The sequence below is a fragment of the Chromobacterium haemolyticum genome (assembly GCF_009936155.1).
GTDB classification, from domain to species: domain Bacteria; phylum Pseudomonadota; class Gammaproteobacteria; order Burkholderiales; family Chromobacteriaceae; genus Chromobacterium; species Chromobacterium haemolyticum.
The window spans coordinates 5082875-5099656 of record NZ_AP019312.1 but is presented as its reverse complement, the minus strand read 5'-3'; the positions used below and the strand labels follow the sequence as shown (position 1 = coordinate 5099656).

Sequence of the window (16782 nt, the reverse complement as noted above, 5' to 3'; positions counted from 1 at the left end):
GAACCTTGTGACGTAGCGGCAGGCCGACGCCGGAATGCGGCGACGGCCTGCGGGTTGCGGGAGGCGGCGTCTGAGATGCCGCCGCAGTCAAGCGCGTTTTACAGTTTGCCGCTCCAGAACGCCGCCGCCTCGTCCAGCGCGGCCTTGGGGTCCTGGCGGCCGGTGACGGCTTTTTCCACCGCGGCGGCCAGGCGGGCGGAGAGCACGTCCGGGTCCTTGACGCCGGCCAGATAGATGGTGCGGGTCTTGTCCAGGCTGGCGGCGGCTACGCCTACGGCTTTTTCCGCCGCGCCGGCGTCATTGGCCACTTTCTGGAAGTAGGGGTCTTGCGCCGCCTTGCGCGCGGTGGGCAGGGTGCCGGCCAGCTTGGCGAAGGCAAGCTGGTTGTCGGCGTTGGTCAGGTAGTTGCCGAACTTGCCGATTTCCGGCAGCAGCGCCTTGTTGACGTTGCGCGCCACGCCGAAGTTGAACATCCAGCCGCCGGCGGCGATGCCGGTGGGGCCGATGGGCGCCGGAGCCACTTGGGTGGCTTGGTAAAGTTTGGGGGCTTCGTCGCGCACCCGGGTCAGCGAGGCCGGGGTGGTGACCAGCATGGCCATGCGGCCGCTGTTGTAGGCGGCGATGGAGACCTGGAAGTTGTCCTGGGCGAACAGATTGTCCTTCAGCAGCGCGCCGGACTTGTAGGCGTCGCCCAGTTTTTTCAGCATGGCCACATGGGCCGGGCTGTTGAACACCGGTTTGCCGTCCTTGAGCAAGGGCAGGCCGTTCTGGATCAGGAAGCCCTCGATCTTGGTGGGGCCCAGCGCCGGGGCGAAGCCGGCGACGCCGGTTTTGGCCTTGATGGTTTTGGCGTAAGCCAGCTGCTCGTCCAGCGATTTGGGCGGCTTGGCCGGATTGAGGCCGGCTTTCTTGAACAGCTCGGCGTTGTAGGCGATGACGTTGGCGCCGTTGTAGTGAGGGAAGGCGTAAACCTTGCCGTCGAAAGTGACGTCCTTGATCGCGCCGTCCACGTACTGGCCCTTGTTGATTACGCCGTCCAGCGGCTGCAGCAGGCCGCTTTGCTTGTAGTCGTAAGCCCACGGCACGTTCAGGTTGACCAGAGCCGGCGGCTTGCCTGCGCCGACGGCGGCGGTGAACTTGGACTGGATCACGTCCCAGGGGTAATCGGTCCATTTAACTTCGACATTGGGGTTCTGGGCGTTGTATTTGCCGACTAGATCCTTGAAGTAGCCGTCGAATTTGGGCGACAGGCTCATGGTCCACACTTCCAGCACGGGTTTGTCGGCGGCCAGAGCCGGCAGGGCGACGGCGCAGCCGGCGGCGAGCAGGGCGGCGCGAGCGAAGGCGTTGAGTTTCATGATGGTTTCTCCATGGGGGCCGACGTCGGCGTCAACCGTGGCGGCCGGGGTGCAATGTTATGCTATTTGAATGTCTTGTTGCCGCATTGTGGCATTGAAGTGGTGTCAATGAAAGCGAGACCAGTTCAATGCCAGTGAGCCGGCGGCCGGACGGGGGAGGGAGTGCCCCGGCCGGCCGCGCGGATCAGAAGGTCTTGCTGTAGGAGGCGATCACCTTGACGTCGTTGCGGTCGGATTTGCCGTAGAAGCCGTCGGTGCGCAGCCAGGCCGGGTAGACGCCGATGCTGGCGCCCTTGAACATGCCGCTTTGCACGCTGTAGCCGATGCTGAAATCCACCTCGTGCGCCTTGGTGTCGGCCTTGCCCGGGTTTTTCATCCCGGTGGCGTAGTTGCCGGACAGGCCCACGGTCAGGCCGGGCACGCCCACCTTGGCCAGGTCGTAGTTGACGCCCAGCTTGTAGACGGTGGTGCCGTCCCAGACGAAGTCGTCCAGCTGGCCCCAGGTCTGGATGAAGTTGCGGTTGTCGCTGTTGCCCCACGGCGTCATGCGGAAGTTCAGTTCGCCGGAGTCCGGGGCCTTGGTGTAGCCCAGGCCGCCCATCAGCGTCCAGCCGTTGGTGGCGTAGCTGACGCTGCCGCTGGCGTGGTATTCGCTCTTGGGGTTCTGGATACCGGAGAGCTGGGTCTGGTATTTGCCGGTGAAGTAGTAGCCGGTGGCGGTCAGCTTGTCGTCGCCGTTGAGCTGCCAGGAATAGGAGCCGGCGATCTGGGCGTTGCGGCGGTAGTCCTTGCCTTCGCCCACGCCCACGTCGACGAAGCCGTTCTTGGGCGCGTAGCGGAAGCCCAGGCTGTTGACGTAATCGACGCGTTTGGCGGCGCTGCCGTTGCTGCGGCCCTGTTCCCAGGAGTTGGTCATGTCGCGGAAGCGGGTGTCCCATTCGTTGCGGAACTGGTCGGCCCAGCCGTAGCCCACTTCGAAGTCGCCGAATTTGTATTTCATTTCCACGCCGCGGTAGGCGTGGGATTGCAGGCCGCCGGAGGTGCCCAGGGTGCCGATGCCTATCGGGGTGTAACCGGCGCGGGCGGAGAAGCCCTGGCCGTCTTCGTGCTGGCGGAATTTCAGCGCCGCCTGGCTCAGCACCGCGGCGCTCTTGTCCACTCCGCCGGGCTGGGAGCTGTCGTTGACGTCGTGGTTCAGCACTTCCGACCAGCCTTTGCCGCTGTCCAGGCGGATGGCGGCGTGGGCGGCGGCGTCGAAGCCCAGCTTGTTCCAGGCGTAGCCGGAACGGAAGTTCAGGCCCAGGTTGAGCGCGTTGACGGTGATGTCGTCGCGGTTTTTGCCGTTGGGCGGAGCGGGCCAGTCCGCCTGGCGGTTGCGGCCGTAGTAGATGGCGCTGACGGTGGTTTCGGACTTGGTGATCAAGTCGTAGACGTCCACCGGTTCGAAAGTGGCCGGCGCGCCCTGGGTGGGCGAGGTGTCGTTGGCCGGAATCGAGTCTTCCGCCGCCATGACGACACAGGGCAGGGCGGTCAACAGTAGTAGGGCAAGCTTGGTCGGCTTAGGCATTTCAGTCACTCCAATCACGTGGCGACACCTCTGTTGGATGTCCTGCGCTAAAACTATCTGGTCTTTTACTGGTTCTCAATTGGTATCTCATTGGTATTGCAAAATAATTCGTCATATTGTTGCAATGCTGCCATGCACATGGTTTTGTCGGAAATAAGTGCGTCATGACGCCAGATCGCTGCAGAATGCGAATGAAAGGCATCTACTTTTTGTTTTTCCGAACAGAATGTGGAGTGCCAACGAAGGATTGGCCGGGATGAACACGCGTTTTCAATCGAGACAGCGGCCGCGTGTGCGCGATATTTTCGCTTATCGACATTGCTGCATTGCAGCATGGTGTTGCAGCGAAGGTAAGCGCCGGCTGACCCATAGGCCATGGGGCATTGCCAGACTAAAAAAAAGCCTGGCAAGCGCCAGGCCAAGTGCGGAGAGGGGGTAAACGGGTTTCAGCTGGCGGCTGCCAACGAACGGCCGGTTTGCAGCGGCGTTTCTTCGTTCTGGCTTTGGCCGGCCTGCGGCAGGGTGAAGTAATTGATGCTGGATTGCAGCTCATGCGACATCTGTTCCATCTGACTGGCGGAGTCCGCTGTCTGACTGGCGGCGGCGCTGGTTTCCTCGGACATTTGCGCCACTTTCTCCACATTGGCGGCGATGCCGGTGCCGGCGGCCTGCTGCTCGTGCAGCGATACCGAGATCGCGCTCAACGATTGTTTGACTCTGGCCACCTTGTCGTTGATGCCGGTGATGGCTGCGCGCGCGTCGCTGGCCTGCCGCAGTCCCACTTCCATGTGGTCCACGGTGTGGTGGATGTTCTGCACCACGTGGGCGCTGCTATCCAGCATTTCGCGAATGCTGGCGCCGATTTCGGAGGTGGACTGGGCGGTACGCTCGGACAGCTTGCGCACTTCGTCGGCCACCACGGCGAAGCCGCGGCCCTGTTCGCCGGCGCGCGCCGCTTCGATTGCGGCGTTCAGCGCCAGCAGGTTGGTTTGGTCGGCCACGTCGCGTATTACCTGAATCACATTGGAGATCTGCTGTGAGCGGCTGCTCATCAGGTCGGCTTGCGCCTGCGAGGCGCGCGCCATGTCGGCCACCGACTCTATGGTGTGCAGGGTTTGGTCAATGATGGATTCACCGCGGGTGGCCAGGTCGCCGGTGGAGACGGATTCGGTGGCCACATCGGTGGTGTTATCGTCCACCGAGCAGATGCTGACCGACAGCTGTTCCACCGAGGCCGACATCGACGAGGCGGCCCGGGTCTGTTCCTCGGCGCTGGCGGCCACCTGTTCCGCCGCCGCCGCCAGCTCGGTGGCATTGGCGCTTAGCTGACTGATGATCTGCTGCATGGCGCGCACCATCTGGATGAGTCCGCTCTGCATCCGCGCCATCGAGGCGACGATGCTGTGTTGGTCGCCGGCCTTGGCCTGTAGTTTCTGGCTGAGGTCGCCGTTGGCGATGCGCTCGGTCAGCGCTACCACGTCGCGCGGCTCGCCGCCCAGCTCGGCCATCAGCGAGCGAATGATGATCAGCGACAGCACGGCGCCCAGGGCCACGCCGCAGATCAAGAGCGCTATCGCGACGGCGCGGCTGGCGGCGGCGCGTTCTTGCGCCTTGGCGAACTCTTCCGCCGCCACTCGCAACTGCAAGTCGATCAGCGCGGCGATGCGGTTGGCGATGGGATCGATGGCCGGGTACATTTCCTTGTCCAGGAAGAGTTGCATCGCGGCGCGGTCCCCGGACTGGGCCAGGCTTTTGAGCCGGGCCACGCTGGCGTCGGCGTGGCGCATAGCCGCCTCGGCCTGGTCGGCCAGGGTTTTTTCCTCGGCGGTCAGATAGGTGGAGCGGTAGTCGCCCCATTGTTTTTTCAGCGCGGCCTGCGCGGTGTCGATGCCGCCTAGAAAACCGGCGGCGTCGAGGGCGCCGGCATGCAGTTTGTGCGCGCCATCTACTATGCCAACCGCGTAGCTGTCGGCCACGGTTTTCAGCTGCTTCAGGCACACCACTCTATCGTTGTAAGTGGTGGCGAAGTCGTCGAGTATGCCTTTTTGCGCATGTTGGCCAAACAGGCTGATCAAGATGGTAATGGCCAACAGGGCCGCGACGAGCGCGCTTAAGCGCTGGGCGATGGTCAGGCGGTTGAACATGACGCTCTCCGAATTGTTTTTTACGTGCATAAAACCGATTTTGACTATTTGGAGGTGTAGTCGCGGCATGTGACGGTGGCATGGCAAAGCCGTGATCCCGAGGTTGAACTTAAAAGCCGCTGCTGTAAATTACTACCTATAACTCCATGATTCCGTTATAATTCCGCCCCTTTGCGGCCGCCATCGCCCAACGCGGCCACCTATACTAAATGTCAGGAAACGCCATGAGCCTGTTGTCGCACCAGATCGAGTTGCTATCGCCCGCCAAGACCGCCGAAATCGGCCGCGAGGCTATCTTGCACGGCGCCGACGCGGTGTACATCGGCGGGCCCAGCTTCGGCGCGCGCCACAACGCCTGCAACAGCGTGGAGGATATCGCCGGCCTGACCGCGTTTGCGCACCGCTACCACGCACGCATCTTCGCCACGCTCAACACCATCTTGCACGATGCCGAACTGGAGCCGGCGCGCAAGCTGATCTGGCAGTTGTACGACGCAGGCGTGGACGCGCTGATCATTCAGGATATGGGCATCCTGGAACTGGACCTGCCGCCTATCCAGCTGCATGCCTCCACTCAGTGCGACATCCGCACGCCGGAAAAAGCGCGTTTCCTGTCCGATGCCGGTTTCTCCCAAGTGGTGCTGGCGCGCGAGCTGACGATTCCGCAAATCCGCCAGGCGGCCGACGCGGTGGGCGACGCCGCCACCATTGAATACTTCATTCACGGCGCGCTGTGCGTGGCCTTCTCCGGCCAGTGCTATATCAGCCACGCCGACAACGGACGCAGCGCCAACCGCGGCGACTGCTCGCAAGCCTGTAGACTGCCGTACACGCTGACCGACAAGGACGGCGGCGTGGTGGCTTTCGACAAGCATTTGCTATCGATGAAGGACAATAATCAGAGCGCCAATCTGGAGGCGCTGCTGGACGCCGGCGTGCGTTCGCTGAAGATCGAGGGCCGTTACAAAGACGTGTCCTATGTGAAGAACATCACCGCCCATTACCGGCTGCTGCTGGACGAGATCATCGAACGTAGGCCGGAGCTGGCGCGCGCCTCCAGCGGCGACAGCGAAATCTTCTTCGCGCCGGACCCGGACAAGACCTTCCACCGCGGCGGCACCGATTACTTCGCCACTGGCCGCAAGATCGACATCGGCGCTTTCGATTCGCCCAAATTCGTCGGTGTCGGCCTGGGCGTGGTCAGCAAAGTGGGGCCGGACTGGCTGGAGATCGCCACCCGAGAAACTATGAGCAACGGCGACGGCATCAACTTCATGAAGAAGCGGGAAGTCGTGGGCGTTCAGGCCAATACCGTGCAGCAAGTGGGCAAGACCGCGGACGGCGAGTTGTTGTGGAGGGTGTTCCCCAACGATGTTTCGGTGCTGGTCGGCCTCAAGCCGGGCGTGGACATCAGCCGCAACCGCGACCACGCCTGGGAACTGGCGCTGCTGAAAAAGTCCGCCGAGCGCAAGGTGGGCGTGTGGATGACGCTGGCCGAAAACGCCGACGGCCTGGAACTGAGCATCACCGACGAGGACGGCGTCAGCGCCGTCGCCCGCAGCCCGCTGGCGCTGGAGCCGGCCAAGGACGCGGAGAAGGCGCTTGCAGGTTTGCGAGACAATCTGGCGAAGCTGGGCAATACCATGTTCGTTGCCCACGATGTAACGCTGCAACTCTCTCAGCCGTGGTTCGCGCCGGCCTCGGCGATCAACGCCTTGCGCCGAGACGCCATCGCCCGGCTGGAGGCCGCGCGCTTGCAGGCCTGGCCGCGCCAGCCGCGCAAGGCGGCGCTGGAGCCGCCGGCGCCGTATCCGGAAAAGACGCTGAGCTATCTGGCCAACGTCTACAACAATCTGGCCTGGCAGTTCTACCGCAAGCACGGGGTGGAGGTCATCGACGCCGCCTACGAGGCGCATCAGGAAGAGGGCGAGGTCAGCTTGATGATCACCAAGCACTGCCTGCGCTTCTCCTTCAACCTGTGCCCGAAGCAGGCCAAGGGGGTGAAGGGCGTGATGGGCCAGGTGCGCGCCGATCCGATGACGCTGAAGTCCGGCAACGAAACCTACACATTGAAGTTCGAATGCCGGCCTTGCGAGATGCATGTGATGGGCAAGATGAAAAAGCACATCCTGAAGGCCCCGCCGCCAAGCGAGGTGCCGTACACCGCGCCCTTGACCTTCTTCAAGCAGCGTCCGCAGTCTTGAGCGCTAGATTGCCGATCTGAAACGGCCGGCGAGTCGATTGCGGCGGCGGCGGAGAGGCGCGTAAAATGCGCCTCTTTCCTTTTTTCCTATCCGGAACAATCCTTTAATACGTTATCGCCGGCCACGCCGGCATCACGGGGAATCAAACGTGGCCGACATCGAGCGCCTGGACACCTGGGTCAAATACAAGAACGGTTTGTGCGAGGACTGCATGGGCAGCTGCTGTTCCATGCCGGTGGAGGTGCGGCTGCCGGATCTGGTGCGCATGGGCGTGGTGGATGAGTTCGAGTTGGAAGAGCCGATCAAGAACATCGCCAAGCGCCTGGAAAAGCAGCGGCTGATCCAGCACTTCAATTTCAAGCGCGAGCTGTTCACGCTGGCGCGGCGCGCCAACGGCGATTGCATGCATCTGGATCAGAAGACCCGCTTGTGCACCATTTACGAGCGGCGTCCCAATACTTGCCGCAACCACCCCAAGGTAGGACCCAAGCCGGGCTTCTGCGCGTATACCCGAAATCCGCAGAAGATCGCCTTCCTCCGCAACACCGCGGCGTGAACGCGGTTTCACGTGAAACGCCCTAGAAGCCGTTTACGATCTGCTACGCGTCGTGAGACGTGACACGGCGAGTACGCCTTGTCTCGCTCTAGCTCGCGAGACCGTAAACACGCTCTTAATTGATTCGACAGGATAGTGATGAACCCAATCTACCCCTTGTTCGCCTTCGCCATCGGCGTGGTGGTGCCCTTGCAAGCCGCCATCAACAACCAGCTAAAGGGCGTGCTGGGCAACAGCACGCTGCTGGCGGCGCTGGTGTCGTTCTCCGTGGGCAGCGCGTGTCTGGCCGGGCTGGCCGTCGCCACCGGCCAGAAATGGCAGGATCTGGCGGCTCTCGGCCGGGTGGAGTGGTGGATGCTGTTGGGCGGCGCGATGGGGGCGATGTTCGTGTTCGGCACCACCTTGCTGGCGCCGCGGCTGGGCGTGGCGGCCATGCTGTCCCTGGTGATCGCCGGCCAGGTGTGCGTGTCGCTGCTGTTCGACCGTTTCGGCTGGCTGGCGATGCCGCTGCGAGAGGTGAATCTGCCTCGGCTGCTGGGCGCGGCGCTGGTGGTGGGCGGGGTGTTGTTGGTCAACTTCGGCGACAAGTGGTTTGGACGCGCTTGAATGATGGGTGCGGAGTCAACATGCTAAAAACGGCAGCCTCAGGCTGCCGTTTTTCTTGGCCGGCGCGTGGCGCTTACTTGGGTTGCGGCTTGGCCATCGGACTCATGCGGCGGCCCATCTGGCCATGCCATTGGTCCATCACCTTCTGTTGCTCCTGCGTCAGTTGGGCGTAGAAGGTTTTCAGCGCGTCCAGGCGCTTCTGCATCGCGTCCTGATGTTGTTTCATCATGTCCAGCATGCGCTCCATGCGCTGCGGCGCGGTGTCGCCGGCCTGGGGCTTGGGCGGCATCATCCGTTCGCCCGGCTTCATCGAGGCGGCGAAGGTTTTCCAGGCGGCTTCCTGGTTCGCCTGCAGCTTCAGTTGATCGTGCAGCCCTTGCAGGTGGCGCGCGGCCATGGCTTCGCGCTGGGCCGGGTCCATGTGGCGGCCTTTTTCCATCATCGGCATCGGGCTTTGCGTCGGGGCGTCGCCGGCGGCCAGCGCGGAACCGGCAACGCCGGCGGCCAGCAGCGTGGCGATCAGCATGGGCTTGAACAGCTTGGTCATGATTGAAGACTCCTGCGGAGGTTGATCATGCAGCCAGTATTGACCACGGATGTCTGGCAAGTGTTGCGGCTAGGGCGGGGCTTGTTATCGAGTGTTAACCGGGCCGGCCCGCTTAGCAGTTTGCAACAATGCGCGGGGCTCGCCGTGCCGCGGCTCACGAATCGTCGCAGATCGTAACGGGTTTTAGTTGTGAGGCTCGTTGCCTTGGCCTGCCTGCAGTTTGCGCATTGGACCCTGGCCCCGGCCGCCCATCAGCGGCGGGCTGTCCTGGTCCATGATTTTTTGCTGATCGGGCGTGAGCTGGCCGTAGAAGGATTTGAGCGCTTCCAAACGCTTTTGCAGATTCAGCAGGTGACGCTGCGCCATCAGCACGCGCTGTTCCATGCGTTCCGGCGCGGTGGACGCGTTCTCGCAAGGCGGCATCGGACCGGGGCGGGTGGCGCTGGCGAAGGCCAGCCACGCGGCTTCCTGGGCCGGCTGGATCTTGAGCTTGTCGTGCAGCGCTTTCTGGTGCTGGGCGATGAAAGCGTCACGTTTGGCCGGGTCTATCTTCCACGGACGGCCGGCGAAATTGCCCATTGGCGGGCAAGCGGGTTCCGGCGGCGCGGCCAGAGCGGCACCGGCGGCGAGGCTGGCGAATATAAAGGGTATCTGCGGTTTCATAGGGAGGCCATTCCATTGATGGCGGTGATGCGGGCGGGCGACATCGGCAGGATCACTCCATTATTCTGGATGGCGACTGTCAATTAAGTATGAGTTGGTCGGGATCAATTGTTACCAAATGTAAAGCTCGCCGGCAAGCGTTTTGCCGATGGGTTTTTTCCCGACCGGGGCGGGGATTTGGACTAGAGTGAATTGCGGCATTCCCTTATCGTCGCCGGAGCGTTTTCGCATGAGCCAGCCTGATTCTTCCTTTCCTTGGTTCTCCGCGCTGAGCGCCGGCGGTTTGAACGGCGCCTTGGTAGAGTATTGGATCGACGCCTGGCAGCGTTCTGTGCTGTACTGCGACATTCTGCGCCAGCGCGGGGACACCTATCTGGAGCACGCTGCCTCCGGCCACCCCCCGGTGTTGGTGTTCGATTACGACATCATCGTCGACGGTCGCGAACTGGAGCAGCCGGTCAATTACGCGCTGTCGGCGATTCGCCCGCCGGACGGCTGTCCGAAACCGGACCCGGCCAAGCGGCCCTTCGTGGTGATAGACCCTCGCGCCGGCCACGGCCCAGGCATCGGCGGCTTCAAGATGGACAGCGAGATCGGCATCGCGCTGCGCCAAGGCCATCCTTGTTATTTCGTGATGTTTTTCCCGGTGCCGGAGCCCAAGCAGACGATTGAGTGCGTGTGGCGCGCCGAGAAGATCTTCCTGCAAAAGGTGAACCAGCTGCATCCGCACAGCGCCGGCAAACCCTTCGTCATCGGTAATTGCCAGGGCGGCTGGGCGCTGGCGATGCTGGCGGCCACCGCGCCGGAGCTGGTGGGCCCCATCCTGCTGGCCGGCTCGCCGTTGTCTTACTGGGCCGGCGTGGCCGGCAAGAATCCGATGCGTTATTCCGGCGGTTTGTACGGCGGCACCTGGATGGCCTCGCTAGTGGGCGATCTGGGCCACGGCCAGTTCGACGGGGCTCATCTGGTCAGCAATTTCGAACAGCTGGACCCTGCCAACACCTACTGGAAAAAGCCTTACTCACTGTACGCCAAGGTGGATACCGAGCGTGAGCGCTTCCTGGAGTTCGAGCGCTGGTGGGGCGGCCACTATCTGCTCAACAAGGCCGAGATGGAATGGATTACCCAAAACCTGTTCGTCGGCAACCGGCTGAGCCATGGCGAGGTGACGCTGGAGCAGGGACGGCAGGTGGTGGATTTGCGCAACATCCGCTCGCCCATCGTGGTGTTCGCCTCCTGGGGCGACAACATCACTCCGCCGCAGCAGGCCTTGTTCTGGATCGCGGACCTGTACCACAGCGTGGAGGACATCCGCGTTAACGAGCAGACCATCGTCTATTGCCTGCACGAACAGGTGGGCCACCTGGGTATTTTCGTATCCGCCGGCGTGGCCAACAAGGAACACAGCGAGCTGGCCAGCGCGCTGGATTTGATAGATGTGCTGCCGCCCGGCTTGTACGAAGCCATCATCACCGATACCCACCCGGAAATGGCCGGGCTGGAATATCTGCAAGGCCGCTACGTGATCCGCTTCGAGCCGCGCGACATCGACGATATTCTGGCTTTGGGCGACGGCCGCCAGGGTGAGGCCGCCTTCGAAGTGGTGCGCCGGGTGGGAGAGGTCAACCAGCAGCTGTACGATACCTTCGTCTCTCCCTGGCTGCGCTTATACGGCAACGAGCATACCGCGCGCTGGTGGCGCGAAATGCATCCGTCGCGATTGGAGCGACGCTGGTTTTCCAGCCGCAACCCCTGGCTGGCCGGGCTGCGGCAATGGGCGGAGAAAGTGCGCGACCAACGGCGGCCGGCGGCGGAGGACAATCCGTTCTGGCAATGGCAGCAAAGCTACGCGCAGTGGATGGAGACGGCGCTGAACGGTTGGCGCGACGGTCGCGACGCCTGGCAGGAGTTGAGTTTCCGAACCTTGTTCGAATCGCCGTGGAGCGCGGCGCTGACCGGTTTGAAACCGCAGCGCGAATACGGAGTGCGCAAGGCGGACGGCAGCTGGGAGCGCAGCGAGATGCTGCGGCTCAAGCGCCAGGAGCTGGAGGCCCATTACGCCGAAGGCGGGCCGGTGGACGGTTTTTTGCGCTTGTTGATCTATGTCGCCATCGGCAACGGCGTGGTGGACGTGAGGCCGTTCAACGCTATTCGCCGGGTGATGCAGGAAACCGCCTTGGGCGAGGATTTGACGCTGGAGCAGTTCAAGCAGGCGGTGCGGCGCCAGACTTGGCTGGTGCGCAACGACGAGAAGCGCGCGCTGGCGACGCTGGAACATTTGTTGCCCACCGAGCAACAGCGACAGTTCGCGTTGGAGCTGGCGATTCTGCTGCTGCAAGCGGCGGGGCCCATCAGCGGCGAGAAGCAGCAGCGCCTGGGCCGGCTGGCGCTGGCGATGGGCTTGGCCCAGCGGAACAGCTCGCCTCCGGAGGCTCCGGCGCCGGTCAAGCCCGCGCCCAAGCGCGCACCGCGGCAACGCAAGCCCAAGCCGGCCGCGTGAGGACGGCTTTGCGGCGCGGCGGGCGCAAGGTACACTGCGCCCGCCCAAGCCAGAAAACACGACCATGAGCGCACCGCAACCCAACAACCCCACCCACGGCGTCACGCTGGAGCAGATGCTGACTCAGCTGGTCGGCCATTACGGCTGGCCGGAACTGGGTCGGCGCATCCAGATCCGCTGCTTCAATCACGATCCCAGCGTCAAATCCAGCCTGGCTTTCCTGCGCCGCACTCCGTGGGCGCGCCAGCAGGTGGAGGACTTGTTCGTGGCGCTGAAGACTCGGCCGCAGGCGCCCGCCGGTGCCGGTCCGGACAAGCGGCCGCGCTTGTTCGCCAAGAAGTCGCCCTGAGCGCCCGCCGGCCAACGGCCCTGCTGAGCGCAGGGTTGCAACTGTCATCGATTTGGCTCAGGCTGTCCGGGTTTTCCGCATTCCTGTGTTTTGTCCCGAGACATCCTGAACTGGAGAAAAGCGATGAAACTGTATTTTTCCCCCGGCGCCTGCTCGCTGTCCCCGCATATCGTGTTGTTCGCCAGCGGCCTGCCGTTCGACACCGAGAAGGTGAATCTCAAGGTCCAGCCGCATCTGACCGCGGGCGGGGTGGATTTCTCCACCATCAATCCGCGCGGCTATGTGCCGGCCTTGCAGCTGGATAACGGCGAGCTGCTGACCGAGGGCGTGGCCATTGTGCAATACCTGGCGGATCAGGCGCCGGCCAAACAGCTGGCGCCGGCTAACGGCACGCTGGAGCGCTACCGGCTGCAAGAGTGGCTGAACTATATCGCCACCGAGGTGCACAAGGGTTTCTCGCCGCTGTTCTATCCCAATAGCGACGAACTCAAGCAGCAGACCTGGGACAAGCTGACCCGTCGGCTGGCGCTGGCGGAAGAGCAACTGGCGAAAACGCCCTATCTGCTGGGCGAGCGTTTCAGCGTGGCCGACGCCTACCTGTTCACCTGCCTGAACTGGGCGCAGTTCGTACAGCGTTCGCTGGGTGATTTCCCGGCGTTGATCGACTTCCAGAAACGCGTGGCGGCCTTGCCCTTCGTGCAGCAGGCGCTGAAGGCGGAAGGCTTGCTGGAGTAATTCCAATTGGAACGGGAATACATTCTCCGTTCCAGACAAGATCATGCCCGGCACCGGCCGGGCATTTTTCATGGCAAGTGGATTTTTACTGCCTCGGCCTGCAGGTGCCGCAGATAAGCATCCGCGCTGGCCTCGATCTCGGCGTCGCTCAGATCGTGCTCGGCGCCGTGCAGCGCGAAGCCGGGCAGCCACTCGGCGCGGAGGTAGCGGCAGGTCAGCTCGAACGGCCGCAGCACTTCCTCCATCCGGTACAGATAGCGGCCGTCGGGCGCGAAGTCCCGCTCGCGGATGCCGGTGGACACCGCCACGCTGATGCGCTTGTCCCGCATGCGCCAGTCTTCCGGCCACGCGCCGATGGCGAAGCCCTCGTCCAGCACCTGGTCCTGCCAGGTTTTCAACAAGGGCGGCGAACTGAACCAGTACAGCGGAAACTGCAGCACGATGCGCTGGTGGCGGTTCAATAGCGCCTGTTCTCGCGCCACGTCGATGTTTCCGTCAGGGTAGGCCTGGTACAGCGCGTGCACGGTATAGCGCTCCGGATGCCGGCTCAACGCGGCCATCCAGCGGCGGTTGATTCGGGATTGCTCGAGATCGGGGTGAGCAACGATGATCAGGGTTTTCATGGCGCTTCCTGTAAAATGGGTACGGCCATGCTATCAATGAATCAAGTCGTTGATAAGTATGCACTTTTTTGTTTCATAAGCACCAAAAGGTAACTGTGCCCGCATGAGCGAACTGAATTTTCCCATCGACGCCACCATGCGGCTGGTGGGCGGCAAATGGAAGTGCGCGATCCTGTGCCACTTGTCCGAGGACAGCCGGCGCACCGGCGAGTTGCGCCGCTTGCTGGGCGGGGTGTCGCAGAAGGTGCTGACCGAGCAGCTGCGCGAACTGGAGCGCGACGGCCTGATCGCGCGCACGGTGTACGCCGAGGTGCCGCCGCGGGTGGACTACCGGCTGACCGAGCTGGGCGACACGCTGCGGCCGGTGATAGACGCGATGTGCGCCTGGGGCGCTTTCTATCTGGAGCAGCCGACGGCGGGCGTATAATGCGGGCGCGATAAAACCAGAAAAGGGCTGTTCCGTGAAACTTGCGCCTCTCCTCGTCTCCTCCCTGCTGGCCGCGACGGCCGTCAACGGCTGGGCCGCCCCGCTGAAGCTGCGGGTGCTGGAAACCTCAGACGTGCACATGAACCTGCTGGACTATGACTACTACCAGGACAAGCCGACGCAGGACTTCGGCCTGGCGCGCGCGGCGACGCTGATCCGCGCGGCGCGGCAAGAGGCGCCCAACAGCCTGCTGATAGACAACGGCGACTTGTTGCAGGGCAATCCGCTGGGCGATCTGGTGGCCAAGATCCAGCCGCTGCGCGCCGGCGACACGCATCCGGCCTACAAGGTGCTCAACTGGCTGCGCTACGACGCCGGCAATATCGGCAACCACGAATTCAATTACGGGCTGCCCTTCCTTGACCAGGCGCTGAAGACAGCCGCCTTCCCCTACGTCAACGCCAATGTGGTGGACGCCAAGACCGGCCAGCCGTATTTCCAGCCCTATGTACTGCTCAAGCGGGAGTTCAAGGACGAGGACGGCCAGCCGCAGACGCTGAACATCGGCGTGATCGGCTTTGTGCCGCCGCAGATCATGCAGTGGGACAAGGCCAATCTACAGGGCAAGGTGGAAGTGCTGGACATTGTCGACGCCGCGCGCCGCTATCTGCCCGAGCTCAAGCAGAAGGGCGCCGACATCGTGATCGCGGTGCCGCATTCCGGTTTCGAAAAAGGGGAGAGCGCGCGTTTCGCCGAGAACTCGGTGGCCGGGCTGGCCGAGGTGGCCGGCATCGACGCCATCCTGTTCGGCCACGCCCACGCCGAATTCCCGTCCGCCGCCTTCGCCGGCTATCCCAAGGTGGATCTGGCCGCCGGCACCATCAACGGCGTGCCGGCGGTGATGCCGGGCCGCTGGGGCGACCATATCGGCGTGGTGGACCTGGTGCTGGAGCGCGGGGACGCCGGCTGGAAGGTGAGCGGCAAGCAGGCCGGTCTGCGCGCTATCTACGACAGGAAAGCCAAGCGGCCGCTGGCGGCCGCCGAGCCCAAGGTGGCCGAGTTGATCGCCGCCGAACACCGCCGGACGCTGGACTATGTGCGCGGCAAAGTGGCGGAAACCCGCGCGCCGATTTACAGCTACTTCGCCCAGGCGGCGGACGATCCCTCGGTGCAGATCGTGGCCGAAGCTCAGGCCTGGTATGTGAAGAACGCGGTCAAGGGCACCGAGTACGAAGGCCTGCCGGTACTGTCCGCCGCCGCGCCGTTCAAGGCCGGCGGCCGCCAGGGCTGGAATTACTACACCGATATCCCGGCCGGTCCGTTGGCGATCCGCAATCTGGCTGATCTCTACATCTATCCCAATACGCTGAAGGCGGTGAAGGTCAGCGGCCGCGAAGTGCGCGAATGGCTGGAAATGTCGGCCGGGCAGTTTCTGCGCATCGATCCCAAGGGGCCCAAGACCCAGCCGCTGCTGAACCCGGAATTCCGCTCCTACAACTTCGACAGCATCGTCGGCGTCAGCTATGAGATCGACGTCAGCCAGCCGGCGCGCTACGACGCCGACGGCAAGCTGGCGGCGCCGGCCAGCCATCGTATCGTCAAGCTGAGCTACCAGGGCAAGCCGATAGACGAGAACGCCAGCTTTCTGGTGGCCACCAACAACTACCGCGCCTCCGGCGGCGGCCATTTCCCCGGCATCGACGCCAGCCGCGTGGTGGTGGATTCGCCGGACGAAAACCGCGCGGCGGTGGCGGGCTATCTGGCCGAGCGCAAGGTGGTGGACCCGGCGGCCAAGCCAGCCTGGCGCATTCAGCCGGTGGCCGGCGTCGCCATGCGCTTCGACACCGGCGCCGGCGCGCTCCGCTATCTGGCGCGCCAGCCCCAGTTCCGCCTGGCGGCGGAGCATGGCGATGGTTCGGTAAGCCTGGAGCTGGTGGAATAAGAGAAAGGTTTAAGAACCTGTTCATAGTCTGCTGCGCTGCGGCGATAGCGTTGAAAACAACTTCGAAATACTTATATACCAGGTGTACATTCCGCTTTCTCAGCAGCAATGCTTTGTCTTGCTCGTGCTCGCGAGACTTTCCATAAGCTCTGAGGCGGCAAGCGCCTGATGTTCCACGTGAAACCCGGATAGAACGATGAGCGAAACCCTGATCTCTACTGAAAAACTCTCCGCCGCATTGCAGCGTTTCGCCGATGAACGCGATTGGAATCGCCACCATACGCCGCGCGGCCTGATGCTGGCCTTGGTGGGAGAGGTGGGCGAACTGGCGGAAATCTTCCAGTGGCTGAGCGACGAGGAGGCCGCCTCGCTGCGCGAGGACCCGGCGCGTTTCACCCATCTGCAGGAAGAAATCGCCGACGTGTTGCTTTACCTGACGCGGCTGGCGATGGTGACGGGCGTGGATCTTGACGCGGCGGTACGCGACAAGATGGCCAAGAACGCCGTCAAATACCCTGTGCCAACGGCCGGCTGAGCGTATGTCATGAAAACGGCTAAGCT

The 16782-nt window shown here is 63.2% G+C and carries 15 protein-coding genes; 9 read left to right on the top strand and 6 right to left on the bottom strand.

Translation table 11 applies throughout. The features are described 5' to 3' along the window. Positions 1–98: 98 nt before the first annotated feature. The 3 genes from GYH29_RS23645 to GYH29_RS23635 all read right to left on the bottom strand — a co-directional run bounded on the left by GYH29_RS23645 (position 99) and on the right by GYH29_RS23635 (position 5069). The gene (locus tag GYH29_RS23645) at positions 99–1358 is read right to left on the bottom strand and encodes an extracellular solute-binding protein (protein WP_043589132.1); all 1260 of its coding nucleotides are present in this window, start codon (positions 1356–1358) and stop codon (positions 99–101) included. 184 nt (positions 1359–1542) lie between these two features. Next, positions 1543–2925, bottom strand: a complete 1383-nt coding sequence (locus GYH29_RS23640) for an OprD family outer membrane porin (RefSeq protein ID WP_161524485.1) — start codon at positions 2923–2925, stop codon at positions 1543–1545. A gap of 446 nt (positions 2926–3371) precedes the next feature. Further along, positions 3372–5069, bottom strand: a complete 1698-nt coding sequence (locus tag GYH29_RS23635; RefSeq protein WP_043589133.1) for a methyl-accepting chemotaxis protein — start codon at positions 5067–5069, stop codon at positions 3372–3374. Positions 5070–5293: 224 nt separating this feature from the next. On the opposite strand from GYH29_RS23635, the gene GYH29_RS23630 reads away from it, so the two are divergent. The 3 genes from GYH29_RS23630 (at position 5294) to GYH29_RS23620 (ending at position 8435) form a co-directional block, all read left to right on the top strand. Then, complete coding sequence (locus GYH29_RS23630; RefSeq protein WP_161524484.1) at positions 5294–7273, top strand: peptidase U32 family protein; 1980 nt, start codon at positions 5294–5296, stop codon at positions 7271–7273. A 148-nt stretch (positions 7274–7421) separates the two neighbouring features. Next, complete coding sequence (locus tag GYH29_RS23625; protein ID WP_019102724.1) at positions 7422–7829, top strand: YkgJ family cysteine cluster protein; 408 nt, start codon at positions 7422–7424, stop codon at positions 7827–7829. Between the two features lie 138 nt (positions 7830–7967). Further along, entirely contained in the window at positions 7968–8435 is a 468-nt protein-coding gene (locus tag GYH29_RS23620) for a DMT family transporter (RefSeq protein WP_019102725.1), read from the top strand. Positions 8436–8508: 73 nt separating this feature from the next. Here GYH29_RS23620 and GYH29_RS23615 read toward each other — a convergent pair whose 3' ends face one another. Further along, positions 8509–8982 carry a Spy/CpxP family protein refolding chaperone gene (locus GYH29_RS23615; protein WP_161524483.1) on the bottom strand — a complete coding sequence of 158 codons (474 nt, stop codon included), beginning with the start codon at positions 8980–8982 and terminating at the stop codon, positions 8509–8511. Positions 8983–9165: 183 nt separating this feature from the next. After that, on the bottom strand, positions 9166–9645 hold the full coding sequence (locus tag GYH29_RS23610; RefSeq protein ID WP_019102727.1) for a Spy/CpxP family protein refolding chaperone: 480 nt from the start codon (positions 9643–9645) through the stop codon (positions 9166–9168). A 229-nt stretch (positions 9646–9874) separates the two neighbouring features. Here GYH29_RS23610 and GYH29_RS23605 point away from each other — a divergent pair, with 229 nt between their 5' ends. The 3 genes from GYH29_RS23605 to gstA all read left to right on the top strand — a co-directional run bounded on the left by GYH29_RS23605 (position 9875) and on the right by gstA (position 13229). Continuing rightward, a complete protein-coding gene (locus tag GYH29_RS23605) occupies positions 9875–12145 on the top strand; it encodes a TerB family tellurite resistance protein (protein ID WP_019102729.1) in 2271 nt (756 codons plus the stop codon). 64 nt (positions 12146–12209) lie between these two features. After that, positions 12210–12494, top strand: a complete 285-nt coding sequence (locus tag GYH29_RS23600) for a VF530 family protein (RefSeq protein ID WP_019102730.1) — start codon at positions 12210–12212, stop codon at positions 12492–12494. A gap of 123 nt (positions 12495–12617) precedes the next feature. After that, positions 12618–13229 carry a glutathione transferase GstA gene (gene gstA, locus GYH29_RS23595; protein ID WP_019102731.1) on the top strand — a complete coding sequence of 204 codons (612 nt, stop codon included), beginning with the start codon at positions 12618–12620 and terminating at the stop codon, positions 13227–13229. A 68-nt stretch (positions 13230–13297) separates the two neighbouring features. Here gstA and GYH29_RS23590 read toward each other — a convergent pair whose 3' ends face one another. After that, complete coding sequence (locus GYH29_RS23590) at positions 13298–13852, bottom strand: NAD(P)H-dependent oxidoreductase (RefSeq protein ID WP_043589148.1); 555 nt, start codon at positions 13850–13852, stop codon at positions 13298–13300. Positions 13853–13955: 103 nt separating this feature from the next. Here GYH29_RS23590 and GYH29_RS23585 point away from each other — a divergent pair, with 103 nt between their 5' ends. The 3 genes from GYH29_RS23585 to GYH29_RS23575 all read left to right on the top strand — a co-directional run bounded on the left by GYH29_RS23585 (position 13956) and on the right by GYH29_RS23575 (position 16756). Continuing rightward, positions 13956–14279, top strand: coding sequence for a winged helix-turn-helix transcriptional regulator (locus GYH29_RS23585; RefSeq protein WP_039756238.1), 324 nt, complete (start codon positions 13956–13958; stop codon positions 14277–14279). A gap of 34 nt (positions 14280–14313) precedes the next feature. After that, positions 14314–16221: a bifunctional 2',3'-cyclic-nucleotide 2'-phosphodiesterase/3'-nucleotidase gene (locus GYH29_RS23580; RefSeq protein WP_081575069.1), complete on the top strand. Its 1908-nt coding sequence runs from the start codon at positions 14314–14316 to the stop codon at positions 16219–16221. Between the two features lie 196 nt (positions 16222–16417). Then, positions 16418–16756: a nucleotide pyrophosphohydrolase gene (locus GYH29_RS23575; protein ID WP_019100647.1), complete on the top strand. Its 339-nt coding sequence runs from the start codon at positions 16418–16420 to the stop codon at positions 16754–16756. Positions 16757–16782: the final 26 nt, after the last annotated feature.

What these genes read in the sequence shown, in the direction of transcription:
- GYH29_RS23645 (WP_043589132.1), bottom strand. Translation starts at nt 1,358, where the DNA reads ATGAAACTCAACGCCTTCGCTCGCGCCGCCCTGCTCGCCGCCGGCTGC.
- GYH29_RS23640 (WP_161524485.1), bottom strand. Translation starts at nt 2,925, where the DNA reads ATGCCTAAGCCGACCAAGCTTGCCCTACTACTGTTGACCGCCCTGCCC.
- GYH29_RS23635 (WP_043589133.1), bottom strand. Translation starts at nt 5,069, where the DNA reads ATGTTCAACCGCCTGACCATCGCCCAGCGCTTAAGCGCGCTCGTCGCG.
- GYH29_RS23630 (WP_161524484.1), top strand. Translation starts at nt 5,294, where the DNA reads ATGAGCCTGTTGTCGCACCAGATCGAGTTGCTATCGCCCGCCAAGACC.
- GYH29_RS23620 (WP_019102725.1), top strand. Translation starts at nt 7,968, where the DNA reads ATGAACCCAATCTACCCCTTGTTCGCCTTCGCCATCGGCGTGGTGGTG.
- GYH29_RS23615 (WP_161524483.1), bottom strand. Translation starts at nt 8,982, where the DNA reads ATGACCAAGCTGTTCAAGCCCATGCTGATCGCCACGCTGCTGGCCGCC.
- GYH29_RS23610 (WP_019102727.1), bottom strand. Translation starts at nt 9,645, where the DNA reads ATGAAACCGCAGATACCCTTTATATTCGCCAGCCTCGCCGCCGGTGCC.
- GYH29_RS23605 (WP_019102729.1), top strand. Translation starts at nt 9,875, where the DNA reads ATGAGCCAGCCTGATTCTTCCTTTCCTTGGTTCTCCGCGCTGAGCGCC.
- GYH29_RS23600 (WP_019102730.1), top strand. Translation starts at nt 12,210, where the DNA reads ATGAGCGCACCGCAACCCAACAACCCCACCCACGGCGTCACGCTGGAG.
- gstA (WP_019102731.1), top strand. Translation starts at nt 12,618, where the DNA reads ATGAAACTGTATTTTTCCCCCGGCGCCTGCTCGCTGTCCCCGCATATC.
- GYH29_RS23590 (WP_043589148.1), bottom strand. Translation starts at nt 13,852, where the DNA reads ATGAAAACCCTGATCATCGTTGCTCACCCCGATCTCGAGCAATCCCGA.
- GYH29_RS23585 (WP_039756238.1), top strand. Translation starts at nt 13,956, where the DNA reads ATGAGCGAACTGAATTTTCCCATCGACGCCACCATGCGGCTGGTGGGC.
- GYH29_RS23575 (WP_019100647.1), top strand. Translation starts at nt 16,418, where the DNA reads ATGAGCGAAACCCTGATCTCTACTGAAAAACTCTCCGCCGCATTGCAG.